The 23164-nt window shown below is 33.6% G+C and carries 18 protein-coding genes; 2 read left to right on the top strand and 16 right to left on the bottom strand.

The window, feature by feature from the left end; all coding sequences use genetic code 11:
- Positions 1–4: 4 nt before the first annotated feature.
- The 8 genes from A9CBEGH2_RS08940 to A9CBEGH2_RS08975 all read right to left on the bottom strand — a co-directional run bounded on the left by A9CBEGH2_RS08940 (position 5) and on the right by A9CBEGH2_RS08975 (position 13062).
- Complete coding sequence (locus tag A9CBEGH2_RS08940; RefSeq protein ID WP_115716421.1) at positions 5–2245, bottom strand: CehA/McbA family metallohydrolase; 2241 nt, start codon at positions 2243–2245, stop codon at positions 5–7.
- A 35-nt stretch (positions 2246–2280) separates the two neighbouring features.
- Positions 2281–3630, bottom strand: coding sequence for an MFS transporter (locus A9CBEGH2_RS08945; protein ID WP_118277834.1), 1350 nt, complete (start codon positions 3628–3630; stop codon positions 2281–2283).
- A gap of 15 nt (positions 3631–3645) precedes the next feature.
- Positions 3646–4359: a Crp/Fnr family transcriptional regulator gene (locus tag A9CBEGH2_RS08950; protein ID WP_157964981.1), complete on the bottom strand. Its 714-nt coding sequence runs from the start codon at positions 4357–4359 to the stop codon at positions 3646–3648.
- 1064 nt (positions 4360–5423) lie between these two features.
- The gene (locus tag A9CBEGH2_RS08955) at positions 5424–7328 is read right to left on the bottom strand and encodes an NAD(+) synthase (RefSeq protein WP_115716417.1); all 1905 of its coding nucleotides are present in this window, start codon (positions 7326–7328) and stop codon (positions 5424–5426) included.
- A gap of 70 nt (positions 7329–7398) precedes the next feature.
- A complete protein-coding gene (locus A9CBEGH2_RS08960; protein WP_115716416.1) occupies positions 7399–8766 on the bottom strand; it encodes an MATE family efflux transporter in 1368 nt (455 codons plus the stop codon).
- Positions 8767–8965: 199 nt separating this feature from the next.
- Positions 8966–10114, bottom strand: a complete 1149-nt coding sequence (locus A9CBEGH2_RS08965) for an Rpn family recombination-promoting nuclease/putative transposase (RefSeq protein ID WP_163104611.1) — start codon at positions 10112–10114, stop codon at positions 8966–8968.
- Between the two features lie 125 nt (positions 10115–10239).
- Entirely contained in the window at positions 10240–11943 is a 1704-nt protein-coding gene (locus A9CBEGH2_RS08970; protein ID WP_163104613.1) for a GNAT family N-acetyltransferase, read from the bottom strand.
- Between the two features lie 15 nt (positions 11944–11958).
- Complete coding sequence (locus A9CBEGH2_RS08975) at positions 11959–13062, bottom strand: amidohydrolase family protein (protein WP_163104614.1); 1104 nt, start codon at positions 13060–13062, stop codon at positions 11959–11961.
- A 112-nt stretch (positions 13063–13174) separates the two neighbouring features.
- On the opposite strand from A9CBEGH2_RS08975, the gene A9CBEGH2_RS08980 reads away from it, so the two are divergent.
- Complete coding sequence (locus A9CBEGH2_RS08980; RefSeq protein ID WP_163104616.1) at positions 13175–13981, top strand: polysaccharide deacetylase family protein; 807 nt, start codon at positions 13175–13177, stop codon at positions 13979–13981.
- 250 nt (positions 13982–14231) lie between these two features.
- Here the strand turns inward: A9CBEGH2_RS08980 and A9CBEGH2_RS08985 are convergent, their stop codons facing one another.
- Positions 14232–14555: a cyclic-di-AMP receptor gene (locus A9CBEGH2_RS08985; protein ID WP_115716411.1), complete on the bottom strand. Its 324-nt coding sequence runs from the start codon at positions 14553–14555 to the stop codon at positions 14232–14234.
- Between the two features lie 231 nt (positions 14556–14786).
- Here A9CBEGH2_RS08985 and A9CBEGH2_RS12595 point away from each other — a divergent pair, with 231 nt between their 5' ends.
- On the top strand, positions 14787–15635 hold the full coding sequence (locus A9CBEGH2_RS12595; RefSeq protein WP_118278028.1) for a patatin-like phospholipase family protein: 849 nt from the start codon (positions 14787–14789) through the stop codon (positions 15633–15635).
- Positions 15636–15700: 65 nt separating this feature from the next.
- On the opposite strand, the gene A9CBEGH2_RS08995 is transcribed toward A9CBEGH2_RS12595, so the two are convergent.
- From A9CBEGH2_RS08995 to A9CBEGH2_RS09025, 7 genes are all read right to left on the bottom strand, one after another.
- Positions 15701–16024 carry a PTS sugar transporter subunit IIA gene (locus tag A9CBEGH2_RS08995; protein WP_163052162.1) on the bottom strand — a complete coding sequence of 108 codons (324 nt, stop codon included), beginning with the start codon at positions 16022–16024 and terminating at the stop codon, positions 15701–15703.
- Between the two features lie 64 nt (positions 16025–16088).
- Positions 16089–17186, bottom strand: a complete 1098-nt coding sequence (locus A9CBEGH2_RS09000) for an MraY family glycosyltransferase (protein ID WP_118362137.1) — start codon at positions 17184–17186, stop codon at positions 16089–16091.
- A 31-nt stretch (positions 17187–17217) separates the two neighbouring features.
- The gene (gene mreB / locus A9CBEGH2_RS09005; protein WP_115716862.1) at positions 17218–18204 is read right to left on the bottom strand and encodes a rod shape-determining protein; all 987 of its coding nucleotides are present in this window, start codon (positions 18202–18204) and stop codon (positions 17218–17220) included.
- A 134-nt stretch (positions 18205–18338) separates the two neighbouring features.
- Positions 18339–18959, bottom strand: coding sequence for a M23 family metallopeptidase (locus tag A9CBEGH2_RS09010; protein WP_163104618.1), 621 nt, complete (start codon positions 18957–18959; stop codon positions 18339–18341).
- A 41-nt stretch (positions 18960–19000) separates the two neighbouring features.
- Positions 19001–19912 carry a stage II sporulation protein D gene (spoIID, locus tag A9CBEGH2_RS09015; RefSeq protein WP_163104620.1) on the bottom strand — a complete coding sequence of 304 codons (912 nt, stop codon included), beginning with the start codon at positions 19910–19912 and terminating at the stop codon, positions 19001–19003.
- Positions 19913–19929: 17 nt separating this feature from the next.
- Positions 19930–21525, bottom strand: a complete 1596-nt coding sequence (locus tag A9CBEGH2_RS09020) for a response regulator transcription factor (protein WP_158572274.1) — start codon at positions 21523–21525, stop codon at positions 19930–19932.
- A complete protein-coding gene (locus A9CBEGH2_RS09025; RefSeq protein ID WP_163104622.1) occupies positions 21518–23164 on the bottom strand; it encodes a cache domain-containing sensor histidine kinase in 1647 nt (548 codons plus the stop codon). The genes A9CBEGH2_RS09020 and A9CBEGH2_RS09025 overlap by 8 nt, the downstream gene beginning before the upstream one ends.

A 23164-nucleotide genomic window follows, 5' to 3' on the forward strand; every position in this document is an offset into this window, starting at 1 on the left:
ATGTTTATTTATTTCCTTTTACCCAAATAGGACTTGACCATGCCTGATGTTCATCTTCCTGTGTTACTCTTACATAATAGAAATCCTCTTGTTCATTCACTTCTTTTGTAAAGGTAAAATCACATTCTCTTCCATCCGATACTTTTTCTTCAATTACTTTATTGTTACATAATACTTCTACTTTTAATTTATCCGTTCCTAAAACACTTACTGTAAAGTCGACACTGCTATGTACTGGTTTTTCTACGATTTGTCCCATTTCTTTTCCATCGCATTTAAAAGATACTAAAATACCAGCTCCACTTGTACCATACATAAAGCGATCATATAAATTATCCCAAATATTTTCATTATTTAACTTATCTACAAAGGAAATCGTGATACCACCTTCAACCCCATGTTCCATCTGGTGTGAGTCACTGCCTGCAGTAAAACCTAAATGGTATCCTTTTTCCAAAGCATCCTGTACACTGCATCGTTCGATCTGCATATTATTTTTTGTATATTTGGAATAATTTCCATAGTACTCAAATGGTGCATGTCTAGAGAATATTTCTACCATTCTTTGTACTTCTTCATCATGGAATGCCCAATCCGTTGCGGCACTTACAAGTTTCCAGCTTGCGGCAGGATGATGCGGGAATGCCATTGCCTTGTATTGTTTAATACTTTCAAACAATCGATCCGGTGTCATACCGCCTTCATCCCCTGAACGATAGATTTCTCCTTCAAATCCTTTATAATAGATATTTTTATGTCCAAAGTCATAACGATATTCATTTGGTGTCCATTCATAAGCTAAAAGCGTAGCCATTTTATTTTCCACGTTAAATAATTGAGAAGTCGTACGAATCCATTCCCATTCTGATTGACTTAACCAGTCTGGATAACAATCATGATCCGTTAAAGCTGTGAAGTCCAATTTTCCCCATACTTTGGCGGAATTAAAATACTGATCGATTTCTCCAACACCATCACTCATACCACTTTGTCCATGAATGTCTCCATACACTGGGAATTTGCCAGCATATCCATTTTTCTTGATCCATGTTTTTACTTCTTCATCATCTATGCGATCTAATGTTTTATTAGCTTCGATTGGACGTGTAAAAGGGTCACTTACTTTTTCTGCTTCCAAGTCAACATAAGAATCATATTCATCTTTGTTTAGCCATGTATACACAACTTTCGCATTTCGAATAGGTTTATGTCCATTTTGGTTTCCATATTGCCATGCCAAGTGAATCGTACCATCCTCGTCGATAAGAACTCTCTGGTTTGAGGCAAAACTATTTTCATCATACGTAAATACAACCGGATCAGACCATTTATTTTCATAATCATAGTGTCTTGCATGCAGTTTTGTTTTTCCCCATGAATAAGAAAAAGCTACTTCTCCTTTAGCATTTGATGAAATCGCAATATCTTCATACCAGTCAATACCTCTGGCAAAACAGCAAGATTCTTCTACATTTGCTTTTCCATCTTTTTCAAATACGACTGCACTATGATAAGAGAAATCAGAACCATGATTGAAATCATACCAGCATACAAGAGCTTTATCCTTTAAAGATGCCAGTAATGGCTGTGTTGCCCATGCTGTTTTTGAAGTATTTACTACTTTTTCCTCTGTCCAAACTTGATCTTTACATGCTCTTACAATCACATCGTAAGTTGTTCCGTTAAAAGAATCATATGCCACATAGATTGTATGATCTTCTGTGATACAAATACTTGGACGATACGTTTCTTTTGAAGTGGAAACCACCTGTACATCATGAATACCTTCTTCATCAATCGTTGATAAAACAATTTCACCCGCATTGCTGGATTGACGATTCCATAACAAATATACAATTCCATCTTTTGCATACAGACATGGATAAAACAAGGCTTCTCCCTCTTCCGCACAGTGAATTTCACCATACACTCCATTTTCATAGCTTCGATAGTAAATTCCCCATACCTGATTTCTACATTCTCCCCATGCATACCAAATTTGATTTCCACTAGAAACACATACAGGTTTTAAAGCCTCGCCTTCACCGGAAATTCTCTCAACTTCACTAAAGGTATCCTTTTCTTGATTTAAAACACCTGCAACAATGCAGTCATGTCCATCTTTATATTCCTGATAACAAACATACATAGTTCCATCTTCTGCTTTTGTTAAAGAAGGATACTGTGCACTGCTTTTAATAATATCGCTTACTTCTTTTGAATATTTTTGATTTAATAAATTCATAAAAGCCTCCTATTTTTAAATATTCTATTAATTTCTTAATTATTGTTTCTCTTTTCTAATTCTGCCGCAATTTCCTTAGTCTTTTTTGGAGTAATTTCATAAAAATACAATGCCAAAATCGTTAATACGAACAATACTGCCGGTATGAAGAAACGTAAATTTATAATCATCTGCAATGCTTGTGCACTTTGTTCCTGATTTGCGATAAATCCAGCAAATCCAAGTAAGATTCCTGATAAAAAACCTCCAATAGCTGTTGCACATTTTTGAATAAAGGTAAATGTTGCGGTAAATAACCCATTTGGCTGTACCCCATACTTCCATTGTGCAAAATCAATACAATCAGGAACCATTGCCCATGGCAATGCACTTACCAAACCATAGAAAAATCCAAATACAACCAATAAAACACTTAATCCAACCATCCCCATCGTCGGCATAAAACCAATGATGAATAAAGGAATTGCACACAATATAGATGTATACATAAATAAGTTACGTTTTCCAAATTTTGCTTCAAGCTTAGGTAAAACCATAGAGGCAAGGATACTTGCACTCATTGTCACAAACATAACCGTTGGTATCCAGTTCTCTTTATGTAATACATATTTGAAATAATACATATTCGCAGAATTTAGTAATGTGTTTGCTAAAAATGATAATCCAAATGCTACGATAAGAAGTAGTAATGGTTTTGTTTTAAATAAAACAGAAATATCTTTTCCTGTTGTTTTTTCCTTTGTTTTTTTGATGGAAGCATCGATACACACATCATGTGTTTTTGCACCACTTGCCGCTACCCAGATCAACAAAGTTGAAACAATTCCGATCAATGCCCCAAAAGAAGCCCATCCTTTTTGTCCACCACCAAATGCATTTACAATCGGAAGTGCAAATACACTAATGCATAAAACGGCTACCTGACACATCACACTTTTCCAAGAAATGATAATCGTTCTTGTATGTGCGTCTTTTGATAGTACCGGCACTAGCGCAAAATAAGGAATGGATACAATCGTTACAATAATGGAATATAAAATAAACACTGCATAAGCATAGATAACTTTCATACTTTCTGAAATCTGTGGCGAATAGAAAAGCACAAAAATTGCGACTCCTAAAACCGGTGCAAAAAACATTAACCATGGACGAAATTTCCCCCAGCGAGAATGTGTACGATCGGCAATGATTCCCATCAAAGGATCTGTAATTGCATCTACAATTCTAGAAACCAGCATAATGCCCGCAACCGCAAAGGTTGTAATACCAAAAATATCTGTTAAAAAGAAATTAAAATAGGTCATTACTAAATTTGTAACTAACGTTATCCCTAGTCCACCTAGAGAATATTTAAAAATATCAGTCATTAAGTTTTTCTCTTTCATTTTGTTCTCTCTTTCTTAAAACTTTTTGTTCACAATCATCTCTTTTATTAGATGTATCTGCGTTTTATTTACAACGATGTTATTTTTACGAATAGATACGATATTTTTCTGTTTTAAGTCTTTTAACACACGATACAGCGTTCTTGTACTGATTCCAATTGCTTCCGCAATATATTCATTTTTTAATGTGATCACACACTCGTCCCCTTGCGCTTTACAAAAGTTCCAATATTCAATCAGCCATATAAGTACCTGTGTTTTCGCATCATTCAATAACATCACATCAACGCGAGTAGAAGCAGAAGACATTTTCCCTAATAAATTTTGAATAATATATACGGATAAATCTCCATCACTTTTTAAACATTCAATGAAGTATTCCTTTTCAATATCTAGTACCGTACATTTTTCCAAAACCAAATCTTCTGTAATATTTGCATTTTCTTTATCTAGTACATGGTCAATCCCAATCCATTCTGGTCCCTGACACAAAGCAATAAGATTTCTTTTACCTGCTTTTGAAGTTCGATAATGAAAATATTTACCTGTCAAAACAAATACCACATAGTTTCCAACGATATCTGGCGTTAAAATAGAAGAACCTTCTTCCAGTATTCGTATTTTCATATGCGAATTCATAGATTCTCTTATGTTTTTGATATCCATCCTATTTTTCTGTTTGTTTTTTGACAGTTGAATCAACTCATATAAATCACTATGCGTACTCATAGACATTCCACCTCTCTTTCATTATTTTACACATAAAATTCTACTCTTTACGATATAAAACCTTTCGTGACTTATGGATTCATTTACATCTTATATGATTTTTACATAGTTTTCTATGACACATGTCACACTTTAAAAGTTTTTAGAAATTTATGGTAAATTTTATATTACCGTGTTTGACCATGAAGATAAAAAAGATAATCAAAAATTCTATATGAAGTTTATTTTACACTTCAATAAAACATTAATATTCATTGATATATGTTATAATATGCTAATCAAATATCATCCAACTATTGTAAACAACATGAATAAAAAGAAAGGATTAAACTATACGATCATTCGATGTATCAGGTGAAGTATATGCATTTTTTACAATTTACAATTTTTCTCATGACATTAGTTTTCATTACCTTTTTTACACTTCTTTTAAGTCTTTTTTATAAATTTCTCCATATAGACAAAAAACAATATATTCTTATCTGTATCTTATCAATATCTATGCTTGTTCATAAAATGATTTTAAAATTTCCATATATGTATGTTACATACACTATTCTTATAATCCTTTGGCTTTTTGTTTTACTATATACTCTTCTTTGTTTTTTTAAAAAGAAAGCTTTTCTTCAAACCCTATTTATTTTGGTAGTCTTTCTACTTTCTATTTTCTTTCCGACATTTGGAAATTTACGTCAATATTATGTATACAAACCTATTTTTATATTACGTTCCTATTCCATATTAGAGAATAATAATTATTTACCTTATCTCTCTTTCATGACTGGAAAAAAAGTATTTGTTTTGAAAAATAAAGTTTATTATGAATTAGGAAAACCTTCTGCATTCGATAATACAGGAGGTATTGTCATAACTTTTGATGAACCACCTTCAAAAACAGATTGGAATACATATATATTTTTTGAGAAAATTGATACTTACGCTTATTTTTATACTAGACATAAATAAGATATATAAATAAGTCATATAACAGACAATAAATAACTTCTTATGCAAAAGGAGTATACCTTTTTAAATACGTCACAAGGTATACTCCTTTATTTCTTTTACAATTCATCAATTTCTTTTATCCACATTGATACATTTGCATCACTTGGCATACGCCAATCTCCTCTTGGAGATAAAGAAACACTTCCAACCTTTGGCCCATCTGGAATACAGCTTCTTTTAAACTGCTGTGTAAAGAAGCGCCAGTAAAATTTACGCATCCATTTTTTTATGATTTCATCACTGTATTTATCTTTAAACGCAAGTTTTGTTTTACGCAGTAATTTTTTTGGATGATCTCCAAATCGAACAACATGGTATAAGAAGAAATCATGCAGTTCATATGGACCTACAATATCTTCTGTCTTCTGTACGATTTGATCATTTTCCTGTGGCAGTAATTCTGGAGAAACTGGTGTATCCAAAACATCCATCAAGATTTCTTCTAATCTTGTTCCTGCATGCAAATGTGCTACATATTCTACAAGATAACGTATCAATGTTTTTGGTACAGATACATTAACAGCATACATAGACATATGATCTCCATTATACGTAGACCAGCCAAGAGCTACTTCTGATAAATCTCCTGTTCCAATGACAAGACCTCCAATTTGATTTGCCTTGTTCATTAAGATTTCTGTACGTGTTCTTGCCTGTACATTTTCATAGGTAACATCATGATTATTAATATCCTGTTTTAAATCTTTAAACTGTACAAGTACGGATTCTTTGATATTAATCGTTTCGCTTGTAACACCAAGCTCTTCCATAAGTCCTGTCGCATTATTTTTTGTACGGCTTGTCGTTCCAAAACATGGCATCGTAATCGCATAGATATTTTCTAATGGAAGTTGCAGTTTTTCAAATGCTCGTACCGTTACAAGCAATGCCAAGGTAGAATCCAATCCACCAGAAATTCCAATCGTCACTTTCTGAATATTGGTAGCACGTAATCGCTGCATCAACGCTTGTGTCTGAATCGCAAAAATTTCTTCACATCGCTGTTCTCGTGCACTTTCTTCACTTGGCACAAAAGGATGTGGATCATAGAATCTTGTTAAGTGAATATCAACAGGTGTACTTTGAAATGAGATTACCTCATAATCATAGGCACTTTCAAATGTCGTCATTTTTCTTCTTTCAGAAGAAAGTTTCATTACATCAATATCGGCATATATGATTTCTGGTTCATATTTTCTGCTTTCTTTTAATACCGTACCATTTTCACATACGATATGATGCCCGCTGTATACAATATCAGTAGAACTTTCTCCATTGCCTGCACTGCTGTATAAATACGCACACATTAATTTGGCAGACTGCATGGAAACTAAATTTTTTCGATAATCTGCTTTTGTAGTAATTTCATTGCTGGCGGAAGGATTACAAATAATATTTGCCCCATTCAATGCCAGTGAAATACTTGGTGAATTTGGAATCCATAAATCTTCACAAATCTCAACTCCAAAAGTAAAGTAAGAATTTTCTTCGCAAGAGAAAATATAATGTGTACCAAAAGGTACTTTTTTTCCATAAAAATCAATCGATTGATTTTCTTTTGGTGCAGGAATAAAACGACGTCCTTCATAAAATTCCTGATATGTAGGAATACAAGTTTTAGGAACAAATGCCAGCACTTTTCCCTTTTGGACAACTGCGGCAACATTATATAGACTGTTTTTTACCTGCAAAGGCATTCCTATTACCATTACAAGATCATATTTTTTACTCTCTTCAACAATTTCTTTCAACGCACTTTTACATGTATCCAATACAAGCTGCTGCTGAAACAAGTCTTCAATACTGTAGCCACTTAAACAAAGTTCTGGAAACACCAGCAATCTCGTATCTGTCTTTGAAACTTCTTCTATAATTTTCAATATTTCATTTTTATTATGATTTACATCTGCTAGCGCAACCGGAAAAGATGCACAGGCACAAGTTAAATATCCATCTTTCATGAGCATGCCTCCTAACTTTCAACATTATAACAGAATTCCACATGTATTAACATAGAACATATTCGTACTTTTATGCATTCTGTACCTGCATTTCCCTTTTTCTAAAAGCTCTTTTACGTACGATTACATAACATATCAAATGGGCAAGCAATGTTAAGATCCAGGATATAGGGTAGGAAATATACAGTGAGAACTGTGTATGGAAAACTTGAAATACTGTATAAATCCAAATGATACGAAATAAGCAGGCACCTGTTAAAGATACAAACATCGGCATCAAAGAATAACCGATTCCTCTTAAAGAACCAACCAGTGTATCCATGATTCCACATAAGAAATATGATGCACTAACTACCCCCAATCTGGCAATACCATAGGAAATAACCTCTTCACTTGATGTATAAATACTTAACAGCGGATGTCCAAGTAAAAATGCACCTAGTCCAAGTACAAGACCAACCACACTAACGATACCTACACATTCAAAAAGAATCCTATCTACACGTTTATATTGTCTAGCACCCATATTCTGACTTGTAAAACTTAAAGATGTCTGATAAATGGCATTCATAGAAGTATAGACGAAACCCTCAATGTTGCTGGCAGCTGTATTTCCTGCCATAACCAACGATCCAAAAGAGTTTATAGAGGATTGTATCAATACATTTGATATACTAAAAATAATTCCCTGTAATCCTGCAGGAAGTCCAATTCTTAACATTTGTTTCACTTTATCTTTATGTAGCTTTATCTCACTTCTTGATAACTGTAACACTCCTTCTGAGCGAACAAGACACAAAATAATCAAAACAGCAGATATCCCCTGTGCTATGATCGTAGCCAAAGCAACACCTGCAACCCCCATATGTAAAACAATGACAAAAAACAAATTAAAAATCACATTTACACATCCTGCAATTGTTAGAAAATACAAAGGTCTTTTTGTATCACCAACTGCTCGAAGCATCGCTGCCCCAAAATCATATAAAATAAAAGCCGGCATTCCTATAAAATAAATACGCATATACAACACTGATAAATTAATAACATCTGCAGGTGTTCCCATCATTTCCAACAAAGGTCTGGCAAGTAGAACACCTACAAAAATCATTAAAATACCACCATACAAAGAAATACATACCGCCGTATGCAAGGTTTCCCTTGCATTTTTATAATCCTGTGCCCCAATATAGCGAGCCATTAAAACATTTCCACCAATCGAAATTCCTATAAATAAGTTTACCAGCAAATTGATCAATGAGCTGGTAGAACCTACTGCTGCCAAAGCCTCACTCCCACTAAATCTTCCTACTACGATAATATCCGCCGCATTAAACAGCAGCTGCAATATCCCAGATAACATCAAAGGCAAGGCAAAAACAATAAGTTTCTTAAACAAAGGACCATGACACATGTCCATCTCATAACGTCTACTCATACAAACATCCCCTTAATTTTTACATACCTGTATATTATAGCACTATACAGAAAAAAGTAATGATAGAGTTTTTCCTTCAAATTGTTTAAAAACAATAAAAAAGAAGACACCTTTACTTATATGTATCTTCTTTCTCTATCATTTATATTATTTTCATTAATCTTTCTCAAAGAAAACTTTTTATTCTCTTCTCTATATTTTAAAGAAGAATACCTGTGACTCTCTCTATAAGTTCTTTACTGCATCCTTCCTTTTTCATTTTCTCAGCTATTTCTATTTTCTCTTTCGCTATGCCTTTCTTTTCGCCTTCAGTTTTTAATCTTTTAATAGCCTCTTCAGGGGCAAGATTTTCTTCTCCTTCTTTTCTAACTCCCATCATATTGATGAATCCATCTGTAATTTTTCGTGTCCATCTTTGTTCCCATCTCTTCGTTGCTTCGCACATGTTGATTTCCTCCTCATCTTTATGTTCTTTTACATAGTTTAATATTTCTTCATTTTCCGTTATTGTTCCTACCAGTTCTGCTGTATCTCTTCCTACTTTTATATTCGCATAATACCTTTGCAGTTCTTCTACTTTGTCACTGTATAAAAGCTGTATGATCTTTATGAAATTGAAGATATCCTGATTTTGAAATGTATTTGTGCAGGTTCCTATTTCCAGCAGCTTCATAGGATAGTCATTGAATCTTTTTTCCATCCATTTCGGCATATCCACCATCATGTCTTTCAAACTTCTTGCCCCATCCCATGGTGCTTCTCCATAATATATGACTAGTGTGAATACTGGATGAATACGATCCTTTTTTCGCATTTTAGAAAGGTATTCACTGTCTTTCCTGTTTCTTCTCGTATTTACAAACTGTCTGCATTCTGCTTCATAGGTCAAAGTATCATACATCATCACACGCAAAGGCATTGCATAGTGGATACTGGATTGATTTTCAACCCCATAAATCACATATTCACAATCTCCTGCAGATTTTCGGATAACATCTCTTACTCTTGCAAGGGGAATCTTCATCCCCTGCGTATGGATATACAGCGATGAATCCGTATCAAGTTCTTCCAAATCATCAGGTTTAACAACCTGTATACCATTGTATATGCCTGTGTTAATTAAATCCGCAAAGCGATCATTATTTTTGAAATAAGATTTTAGTGCGATATCCTGTTTTCCCATCTTCATCAGCTCCTCTTTTGATACTTCTTGATCGGATATAATATTGATGAAGGAAAGATAAGAGATATCCATCTTCATTATAAAATAAGAATATTGTTTGTCTATACCGATATCGTGATATATGGAAAGCATGTTTGGATACACTTTATCCTTTTCACTATACATATACGAAACCAATAGGTAAAAATACAAAAAAAACTAGAAAATTATCATGAAAAAATACAAAAAAAGATTCTGATTTCAAAAATCCTATGGATTTAATAATATACAGAATCTTATAAATATAATTTTTAAGAAATAAGTTCATATACAAAGATATTTTTATTTTCTTCTTTACACATGACAAATCCTAAATTCACAAGTAGATGCTGATAAGATGCATCTTCTTGTGGATTCATCGCAAATATTTTTTTAATAGAGAAAACGGATACAGCATACATCAAAATTGCCTCTAATGCTTCTTTTCCATACCCTTTGCCACGATACTCTTTCTTTATATAGACTCCTAATAAACACTTACCATTATCATCTACATGGATTCCACAACATCCAATAAAAATATTCTTTTCCTGTATATAAAGAGGAAAGTATTGTAACTGATGTTTTTGATAAGCTTCGATTTCCTCATTTACATACTCCGCAATTTCTTTTTTATCATTGATAGCCATTACCCAGTCTATATCATTCCACAATGCATGAGCCTTATCCAGATCTTCCATCTTCCATGTGGTAAAACCAACATGTTTGCTCATCATAAAATATCGCTCTTCCTCTTTTCTATTTAAAATCGAGCGTATCGCCTTCGTGATTTTTTGGTTATTATCATTCAGTTTTTCCTGCAGATTTGCTGTTGTTTCTTTATAAAGCAATTCGTAATTATGCAATAATCCCTGTGTAATTTCTTTCATATCCAGTTCATTCATCAATTCTTTTCGATTCATTAATGCGATATTCATATTGCGAAGAAAAATCTTACTTTTTCTATGTTCCATTAATTCCTGGAAGGTAATTGTTTTCATCTTCTCATAAGGAATCCCTTCAAATAAAGAAGTATATTGACTTATATGATAAAAAAAGACTTTGTATAACTCTGTTATAGATAAATCACTTTGGAAATAATCTTCCATTCGATGTACCATTGTTTCTAATTTCTCTTTTTTCTGATTGACAAAAAAATCATTGATAAAATGATACATCAATATAGGTACAGCACTTTTCTTTTCCGCAATCACATATCCATTATTCACAAAGTTTAATGTATATAACTGATGACTTCTATACAATTCTTCTATATTTCTACAAGGCGAGGAAGATTTTAATAGAATCGGTTCTTTTAAATGTTCAAAAAAAGAAGAAATACAGTCATTTTCATTTTCAAAAATATGCAGCTTTTCTAAAAAAGAAGGATCTTTCGCTCTGTCTTTATATACCTCAAGAATACTTTTTGTAATACCTGGCGCATTAAACGCATATACTCCTGCCAGTTTATCCAGATTTTCTTCTTTCATACACAAAGCACAGTATAAGGCAATATTTCCTCCTTTGGAATGTCCGCATAAATAAAAAGGCTTATGAAGAGATTCTTTTTCTAGCTGATGAAGTGATAATAGCTGCTGCCATGTAGGACCATCTAGAAACATCTCAAAGTTATCCATCCAGTCCTGCCATCCTGTTGTATGATATTGTTCATCTAATATTTCACTTCCACGAAAAGCAACAAATAGTGCTTCTTCATTTTCATATATATCATAGACAACACCACTGTTTTTATTATCATCAAAACAGGAAACAAGATACATGCTTCTATAATTTTCTAGTGGTATGCGTTTGATCATTTCAAGATTTCCTTTCGCATCATCTATCTCTTCTGCCTGACGCAACACTTCTTCATCCTTTACTATCATTTGACATAACTTACTAAGTGAAGTACCTACTTTTTTTACATTATAGTAGGATATAAGAGAAAGGTAATAAAAGGTTTCTTCTCTTATCATATATATTCCCCTTTCCTATAACACACTTCTTCCATCCATAATGACATCACGAATTTTTAAATCATGACTTAATACAACCAAATCCACTTTCTTTCCTAATCCTATGGTCTGTGTATAGCACTTGAACTCTTTAGCTACGCTGCCTCCACACATCTCAATACATTCCTGTAAAGGAAATTTATCATAAAGATAGCGGAATGCATCTAGCATATCTATCGTACTTTCATATAAAATTCCATCTTTATATACGCATTTATCTTTCAAAACTTCATGATCATGCAAAGTTAAACCATTTGGATATTTCCATCCTGCATAACGTCCACTTCCACTAACTGCCAAGATGCGTTTACTTCCAAGAAGAGGCATAAGCCACTCTACCATTGCATCTTTTATATGCGTGCCATCCAAAATCAGTTCACAAAGACAATTTGATGTGAAAATAGCATCCATCATCGTGCTTTGTTTATGATTGATTTCTGGCATACGATTACATAAATGTGTAACATGCGTTGCACCATTTTCCAGTGCCTCTTTTACACATGCATAAGAAGCATTGGTATGACCTAGAGATACAATGATTCCATACATATGAAGCATATGGATTGCTTCCATCGCATATTTTAACTCTGGGGCAATCGTCATAATTTTTATATCCTCATGATACTTCACAAGAAACTTTTCCAGCTCTGCCAAGTCAATTTCCTGTGTCTTTTCCCCATGTTCGCTCATAATCATATTATCCGAAAGATACGGTCCTTCTAAATGTGCTCCTAAATAGCGGGCACCTCCGCGAAAATCTTTAAATGCTTCCTTATAAATATCCAGCTGTTTCGCATAATCGTTCAAGCTTTTACAACGTAATGTCGCACAAAAGGAAGTTGTCCCTCTTTTTACATATTCTAAAGATAACTCCTGTAACATTTTTGGGTCTGTTTCTTCACAAGATATCATATGAAATCCATGTGTATGAATATCAATAAATCCTGGGATTGCCAAGTCAGACAGTCCTCTTGGTGTTTTATAATCAATGCGCTCTACATAACCATTTTCTAAATGCAAATCTCCAAACACCATCGTTCCATCTTGAAAAAATCTTACATTTTCTATGATCGTCTTCATATTACTTCCTCTTTTCTATTACTTCTATTGTATTTCATTCCTTTTCTCTTTACAAGTTTTCCCTATGTCTGTTTTATGATAAAATAGGTATGTTTTAGAAAGGAAACAACATATGAAAAAACGTTATAAAATCTTAATCGGAATTCTTGTTTTTGTTTTTATATGTTTCTTAGGAACCCTTTATCTAAGAAAAGAAACACCTAGAACACCAAACACAGATTCCATTCCAGTTCTTGGATATCATCATTTGGCAAGTGATGAACATAAAAAGGAAAACTATCGTTTTGATCCTTGGACAACCAGTATTTCTACATTTGAAAAACATATGAAATACTTACATGATCATGGATATAAAACAATTTCTTTAGATGATTTTTATGCATGGTATAAAGGTGAAAAAGAATACGATAATAAAACGGTTGTTCTTACCTTTGATGATGGATATTATTCTACTTTAAAGATTGCACAGCCTATCCTTGAAAAATATGGTTATCAAGCTTCTGTTTTCATGATCGGACATAATATTTCAAATAAGGAAAAGCCATATTCTCCACCATCAAAACAATCCATCCCTGCATACCTTATAAACGATAATGATACTTTAAAATTTTATTCTCACTTCTATAATATTCATAGAAAAATAGATAATGACTATGCGATAAATGTATATTCCAAACAAGAACTGGAAAAAGATATTCAAAAAGCTGCCGATATATCCAATACCAAATATATGGCATACCCTTATGGAAAATACAATGATAAGGTACAGGAATCTTTAAAAAGCCAAAAGGTTTCTCTTGCTTTTTCTTATGCAAATTATCGAAATGCGAAAAGAAGTGATGCCCCTTATGAAATTCCTCGTTATATGGTAGATGCCTATACGCCTATGTTTTTATTTGAATGGTTCTTAAACAGATAAAAGGTTCGATTTCCTCGAACCTTTCAGACCGTTGACAAAGTCGCTCTTTGAGCAGACTTTGTCATTCGGTCTTTTTTTATCCCCACTTTTGTATAAAAAACAGGTGATTTTAAGCTATCATTTACCAAAAATCACCTAGTAAAAGGAATCTTTCTACCACTTTTTTTAAATTGGTTTTATATATTTTCAAAATATATAGTTTGTCAACAACCTGAAAGGTTCGATTTCCTCGAACCTTTTCTTTTACAGATTATAGTTTTACAAATTTTTCTACATCAAGTACAAAGATCGTAGCTCCGCCAACCTGTACTTCTACTGGGAAAGATGCGTATCTTCCAATATCATAAGATGCTGTGCTTGGTACTACTTCTGTACGTCTTCTACTATATTCACCAATCACTTCAATTGCACGTTCTACTTTATCATCATCCGTACCAACAATTAATGTTGTATTTCCTGCTCGTAAAAATCCTCCGGTAGTCGCAAGTCTTGTTACCTGATAGTTTTCTTTTGTCAATGCACTTGATACAGCAGGACTATCATCATTTGACATGATCGCAAGTATTAACTTCATAAGAATTTCCCCTTTCTACATTTACGCATGTTTTCTATATGCATATTTTATCACTTTCCTTATACATTTACAAATATATATCAAAGAAATCATTTTATATAACCAAGCACATATCCTTAAATGATATAATCCTAGTATAAAACTTAACAATAATGTAAAGAAATTATAGGATTTCAAACATAATTCTTGTTTCATTTTGTGCTATAATTACTCACAAAGGAAGTGAAAAAGATGGATAAATTAGGACTTGTATTAGAAGGAGGAGGAATGCGTGGTTTATATACCGCAGGTGTTCTTGATTTCTTTCTAGATCATGATATATATGCAGATGGGGTTATTGGTGTTAGTGCTGGTGCATGCCATGCGGCCAGCTATATTTCTCATCAAAGAGGACGAGCTTTTCGTACGGGTACACAGTATTTAAAAGATAAACGCTATATGAGCTTGCAGTCTTTAATAAAAACAGGAGATTTATTTGGTGCAGATTTTGTTTATAATCAAATTCCTAATAAACTAGATTTATTTGATTATGACGCTTTTCATCAAAGCGGAATTAAAATGTATGCTGTTGTCAGCAATCTTGAAACAGGTAAAGCAGAATATCTTCCATGTATCAATATGCATAATGATACCATTAATATTCGTGCTTCTGCTTCTTTACCGCTTCTTTCTAAAATTGTGGAAATCAACGGTAAGAAATACTTAGATGGCGGTGTTTGTGATTCTATCCCTGTAAAACAGTTTCAAAATATGGGATATAAAAAGAATATTATTATATTGACTCGTGCTATCGATTATCGCAAAGGAAAAAACAATATGCTTCCAATTATACGTAAAGCATATAAAAAGTATCCAAAGTTTGTAAAAGCAATGGAAAATCGCCATATTCTTTATAATCGCACATTAGATGAAATCGGTGTTATGGAAAAAGAAGGCAGTGTCTTTGTCATCCGCCCAAGCAAACCTGTAGAAATTGGGCGTTTAGAAAAAGATATAACAAAATTAAAAGCACTATATGAAGAAGGATATAATGATGCGAAAAAGCATTATGAAGCATTAATGGAATTTATAAACAAGTAGATAAAAGGGATTGTGATATAGTAGGAGAATTTCTCTTAATACCACAATCCCTTTTTAATGATTTTCTATCTTTTACTTAATTCATCTACTCTTCGATATAAGTCAATAAATTCATCGCATAAAACCTTAAAGCTGTCTGCACTTGCAAGTATATTCTGTGCATGACTTAATAACAAAGTTATTACTACCTCATTTCCACTTGCCTCCTCAGATACGAGCTGCTGATGTACACGATGTGCTTTCGCATATAATTCATTCCCTTTGCGTATGAGTTCATTACATCCTTCATAATTGCTGCTTTTAGCTTCCTGAATTGCTTCAATATAAAAATTCTTTGCCTGCCCTGCATCTGATATGATTTCCAGAATATCCATTTCTGAAGGTTTCATACATTCATCTCCTTATGCCTTTATACGAAATATATTCTAACATAATCTCATAAAAAAAGGCATCTTATTCGATACCTTCTTTCTTTTCTTTTTGACATTTTTTTTGTTTAACTTGTGTTATTTTTTTCTTACAAAGATTCCATATAGAAATTAGAGGATGAAACTTTTTAGAAATCATTCCACTTGTTTCAATAAAAACCTCTACAATAAACGCAATAATAAACAAAACAATAAAACCAGCGGTTTTATTTACGATATATATGTATGCAGTCAATCCAAATAAAGCTGTCACAATATACAAAATGATAACCGTATTTCTTTGTCCAAATCTTTGCATAAGCAAATGATGTACATGTTTTTTATCTGCTTCTGAAAACTTATGCCCACTTAATTTTCTTCTTAAAATAGCTCCTAGTGTATCAATAATTGGTACTGCCAATATCAAAATAGGAAGTGCCAGTGTCATGATCGTTGAACTTTTAAAACCTAGTAAAGAAATTGCGGAAATAATAAATCCTAAAAACAAGGCACCGCAATCCCCCATAAAGATACTTGCCGGATGCCAGTTATATATCAGAAAACCTAAAGTAGCTCCCGCTAAAATCAAAGCCATAGTATGGATGTCCCACCTGTTATCCACAACCGATAAACAAGCAATGATAATTAAAATAATAGTAGATATACCACCTGCAAGACCATCTAATCCATCAATCAGATTAACCGCATTGGTAATACCTATGATCCAAATAAGCGTTACCAGCACAGAGATAAGTCCCATATCAATTTGAATACCAAAAGGCAGACGAATAACATCTAAGCTTACTTTTCCAACAACCATCAACACAATTGCCGCCGCTATTTCAAATAGTAATTTATTTCTTGGTTTAAGATCTACCATATCATCTATCAATCCGCCAAGAAACATAATTGTCCCACCTAAAAGAATCCCATTAATCGTCATATCGGTTTTCATAAACACCGCCATGCAGATAATAAAAGATACGTAAATTGCAACGCCTCCAATACGGGCAATCTTTCCGCAATGTACCGTTCTTTCATTTTCTACTGCATAAATTTCAAGTCGTGTCGCCACGACTTTCAATATCGGTGTAAGCAATGCTGATAAAACCAAAGGAATCAGCAAATACATGAGATAATTCATATATACACCTCGCTTTACATGCGAATTTTACTTAACGTACCAAATGTAAGTTTTCTAACAGGATACCTGTTCCTTCCGCAACACAGCGAAGCGCATTTTCCGCAACATACACAGGAATGTGCAGTTCATTTCTAAGAAGTTCATCAATACCATGCAACAAGGCACCTCCACCTGTTAACACAATACCTCTTGTAACGATATCACTAGCAAGTTCTGGTGGTGTCTGTTCCAATACCGTTCTGCAGGCACGTACAACATCCTGTAAACTTTCTTCCATACTTCCTGCAATTTCATCACTGTTTAAGGTAATCGTTGTTGGAAGTCCGCTGACAAGATCACGTCCACTAACTTCCATTGTTTCATGAAGACTGCTTTTCCAGGCAGTACCAATACGTTTTTTAACTTCTTCTGCTGTACGATCACCAATCAGCAACTTTTTATTTTCTTTAACAAATTTAATAATATCGCGATCAAACGTATCACCAGCTACTTTTAAAGATGTACTAGATACGATTTCCCCTAAAGAGATAACCGCAACATCTGTTGTACCTCCACCAATATCAAGTACCATGCATCCACTAGGTTTTCCAATATCTAACCCAGCTCCAACCGCAGCTACTTTTGGTTCTTCTTCAATATATACTTTTTTAGCACCTGCACGATATGCTGCATCACGAATTGCATTTCTTTCTACACTTGTAATATTGCTTGGGCAGCAAATCAAAATCGTAGGACGTTTAAACATCCCTTTGATTGCCAGCTTTTTAAAGAAGAAATTCAACATAATTTCTGTTACTTCAAAATCCGCAATAACTCCATCTTTTAATGGACGAATTGCTAATACTCTTCCTGGTGTTCTACCAAGCATATCTTTCGCATCCTGTCCGGCTGCTAAACATTTTTTAGTTTCTGCATCTATTGCTACAACGCTAGGTTCGTCAATAACGACACCTTCGCCTTTTACATACATTAATAAATTGGCTGTTCCTAAGTCGATTCCTACTTCTTTTGAAAACATCATTTACATTCCTCCATTCTACGGGCATTAAACATTATAACACAAAATTATGAATTAAAAAGCTTAATTCATGAATCTTCATATAGTGTTAAGAATTGCTTATTTTCATAAAAACAGTACCCGTATAACAGGTACTATTTCAATTCTTCCAGTGTTTTATCATATATCGTTTCAGGATCTACCAGTTTTCCATTTACCTGTGTAACGATATGTACATGATTTCCTAAATCTTTATTGTAAATATTTTTTCCAGCTGTTCCTATCGTCTGTTTCTGCTCAATATGCTCACCTTTTTTTACCTGTATGGCATCTAGACTTTGATAGGTTATAATTAAATCTCCGCTTTGTATGACAACTGTATTTCCAAACAGTTCATCATTTCGCACATCGCTGACTTCTCCGGAAAAAACTGCCTGCACCTCAAAAACCTGATCATTCAATGCATAATCAATCCCCTGATTTCCACGATAAACACCTTCAAACTGTGTAATGTTGTTTATTTCGCTTTCTTTACCATCATAATAATCAAGAACGACCTGTGCATCTACAGAGAATGGTTTTACACCTTTTTGCTGTGCATCCGGCAATGCTAATACAGGGAGTGTTTCTTCCTGAAAAACCGCACTTTCTTTCTTGTTTTGCTGCTGATGATAAAAACGATAAGAAATAAGTCCACATCCAGCTATCAACAAACAAGAAAGAGAAATCAATAATTTTTTCTTCGATAGTTTTCTTTCCTTTACATAACTATACATTTCATCACCTCTAGTGATGAGTATGCCCTTCTCAAAGACCTTTATACACCAAGTTTTTCAATCTTTGTCTTAGGATAATAATGCGAAAGAATCTGCTTATAACTCTTTCCTTTCTCTGCCATAGCCTGTGCCCCTATCTGTGACATACCAACACCATGTCCATATCCTTTTGTCGTTATCACAACATTATCCTTGTTCTCTTTAATCGTAAAACAGGAAGAGCGAAGATTCAATTTTTCCCTTACTTCTCTGCCTGTAAATACAATACGATCTATACGAATTTCTTTTACATATCCACTGTCATATCTTATCGGCTCTTCAATTTCATGAACTGTATTTTGAAATCCCAATGCTGTTGAAAATTCCTGTTTGCTCATCGTTATGCTTTTTTCGTATTCTTCGCTTTGTTTATCCCAGGAAGAATCAACACTAACAAGATAAGGTACTTTATTCCCCCAATATTCCTGTGCATTCGCTGTTTTTCCACAAGAACTGCTAAAAAATAAAGCGGAAATTGGTTTTCCCTGATATGTAAGAATTTCTCCTGTTGTTTCCTGAACTGCCTGCTGTATCTTTTTATGATATACATCGTAATTATCTTTCCAGCTGTCTTTTAACTGCTTGTTATCACGATATACCTGTGTATTGGTTGTATCATCTACTTCATACCCTCGCTGTACAACAAAGGTTCTCGCAGCTACACATTGTGCTTTCAATGCCTCCATTTCAAATGCTGGCGACATTTCCGAGGAAATAACTCCTTCCAAATAAGATTCGATATCCAGATATAGATCTTTTCCATCTACACGTGTAACATGTACCTTCTGTATTTCTTCCCTTTGATAGTTCCCATTTTCTTTCCAGAAAAGATAGTCTTCTCCACTATGTACCCAAAGCATAAAAACAAGCACAATGATCAATACAACAAGAATTCCTTTACTGATTTCCTTCAATCTTTCACACCCTTATTTCATTCTATGACCTCATCCAGATTTTCATTCCTTTCTTCCTGCAGTTTTTTTCGATAATCGCTAGGAGATAAATCATAATACTTTTTAAATACACGATTAAAATATAACTGATCTTCCATTCCTATCTGTGCCGCAACATCTTTTATTTTAAAAGATTCATTAGATAACAGTTCCAATGCTTTTTTCATACGCTTCTCATTAATATAAGACTTTAAATTCATTCCTGTTTCATTCTTAAACAAATGCGACAAACTGCTTTCACTCATAGAAAAATGCTCTGCAATTTCTTTTAAAGATAATTTTTCCTGATAGTTTTCATCTAAATAATTCATGACATCTACAACTTCCTGACGATAACGGTTAAAGTTTTCATCTTTCAGCCATTCTTCTACCAGCACAAAACCTTCCATTAAAACTTCCTTTAGTTTAGAAAATGTATCACAATGACGCAGATTCATTACAATCGTATCCAGCGAATACATATTCTTATGTCCTTTTACCATTTCATTTCCTTCAATGTTATGCAAAATAAAGATGTAATATTCAATAACCTGATAAGGTTCTATGCACTCTTTTTCCATCATATTAAAGGACTCTTCCAGCATTTTCTCTGCCTTTTGAAAATCTCTTGTGCTCATAGCTTCCATAATATCTTTATGCCATGACATATGTGCTACATCTAAATCCACATATTCTTCTTTTTCCTCCACAAACATCAAGGTTCCACTTCCTCGGTAAAAATGATTTCTAGATGCCGCAAACACATCCCCACAGCACTGATAAAAATCTTTTATATCCTCCATCACATTAGATAACACAAAGGATATCTGAACATTTAAATACTGCTGTATATTTCGAATCATCGTATGACAGATATTTGCCATTCGCTGCTTTTGTCCTCCCTGCAGTAAAATGATCGCAGTGTGGTGATTCAAAAAGAAACTTCTAAATTCGATATCAAGTGGAACACTGTCTCGCATTTGATCATATAAGAATTTTTCCAGTTTTTCATGTTCCTCATATTTTTCTTCATAAAATAAATGAATATTATCTACATGCAGATAGGCTACCTGATATTCTTTTTTATACGGCTGAACAAAAGCTGACTCCAAATAGGCATCTTCTTTTTCTATTTTTTCCTGATTCTTAATAAGCAATAAAGTTTGCTTAATATGATTTAACCATTTAATCTCTTCGCTATCCTCTTTTTCCTGTGCAGATTCACAATGTACAAGTCGCTGTCTTACTGCTTTCTCTAACTGTTCCTTATCCAAAGTGACTTTTAATAAATAATCTGCTGCTCCTGCCTTCATTGCATCTCTTACAAGTTCAAAATCAGAATAATTGCTTAAGGCAATAATTTGTGTATCTGCTCTTTCCTCTTTTACTTTCCGTATCAATTCAATACCATCCATCTGCGGCATTTTTAAATCTGTAATGATCAAATCCGGATGTACTTTCTGGAATACCCCATAAGCTTCTATACCATCTTTTACAGCCGCTACAACATCACAGTTAAGTTCTTTCCAATCCAGCATATTCTGCAGCGTCATACGAATCAGACGCTCATCATCAACAATCAAAACTTTATACATCTTCATCAACCCCTTTTTTTAAAGGAAGACACAAAGTAACCATCGTTCCTTTTCCTTCTTCACTTTCAATTTTCATATCATATGGTTTCCCATACATCAAAGATATACGCTCCTGTATATTCTTTATTCCAATATTGCTTAATCGAGAACGTTTTTCCATTTGCTTTTCTATTGAAAAACCTTTCCCGTTATCCCCAACAACAACCATCAGACAGTTTTCTTTTTTATATATACGAAGCGTAAGTTTTTGATGCAGCCCATCTTCACGAAAAGCATGTAAAATACTATTTTCCACAATTGGCTGTAACAAAAACTTCAAAATACGATAACCTTCTACACCCTTGTCTACAATATACTCCGTCTCAAACAAATCCCCATAACGCAGTTTCTGTATAACGATATAATCCTGCACATTATGAATTTCTTCCGCAATACTAACATATTCCTGTTTATCCACAATTGTATTTCTAAGCAGGCGTGATAAAGCGCTGATTCCCTCACTTACCGGTGCATCTTCATTTAAAATTGCCAGATATCGCAATGTATTTAACGTATTAAACAGAAAATGCGGATTAATTTGAGCCTGCAGAAGCTGGATTTGCGTCTGTCTTGTCTGCTCCTGTTCACTTTTTACTTTTTCCAGTAAATCATCTGCTTTTACAAGCAATTCATTAAAGTTCTCACTCAATTCATGCAATTCATCATTTCCATGATCTTCAACAAATCCATGCCTAAAATTACTTTCTTTAGCTTTTCTCATAGATACTACAAGATTATGAGTAGGATCATAAATACTTTTATAAATCATCATTGAAAAAATGCTTTCCACAAGAATAACGACCAGTACATTTAAAAACAGCATATTGCGAAAACTTTGCACATCTTTCATTACATACTCTTCCTGCGCCAATGCCACAAGATTCCAGTTGAAATCTTTCGCTTTCAACTGTTTTTGGTAATACATTGTATTATCCAGCTTGATTTTATCTTTATTAGAAGAAAAGTTATAGTTTCGCATGGCATCATCCCCTAATAGATAATTGCCCTGTTCATCGCATAGAAACAGCAAACGCTCTTCATTTTTCTCTTCTTTTTGAAACATATTATGAAAAACATCTTCATTGTATCCTATACAAATATACCCTAAAACTTTCCCATTTCTTTTTAACGCACTGCTTAAAGAAATCTGTTTATGCTCTGTATCAAAGCTCCAATGAACTTTTTCCTCATCATGTAAATCTTCTGCATAATATTTCCCATCCTGATATAAAAGACGTTTCTGTTCATCAAAGAAAGAAAATGCATTTCTTTCCAAAAGAGCGGAATGTTTTCTTTCCAGTTCCTTTATATCTTCCTTGCTCATAGGTTCCTGTGCAACTAAACAATCGTACAAAATTTCTTCCTGTAAAAGATCTTGCATCGTCTGTTCCATCTGTGATGTTTTATGATATAAGGCTGCTTGTGCAATTTCCAGTGACTGTGATAAATCTTTCGCATTTTTTTCCAGTATCATATCTGAACTCATTTGATAATAAACAAAAAGAACGATCAGCATCATCAATAATGGAAGCAGCAGAAAGCCAAACTGCATACGTTGTCGTATTCCTATACTACGCAATATTTTTTGAAATCTTTTCAT

This window comes from Amedibacterium intestinale, from assembly GCF_010537335.1.
Lineage (GTDB): Bacteria > Bacillota_I > Bacilli_A > Erysipelotrichales > Erysipelotrichaceae > Amedibacterium > Amedibacterium intestinale.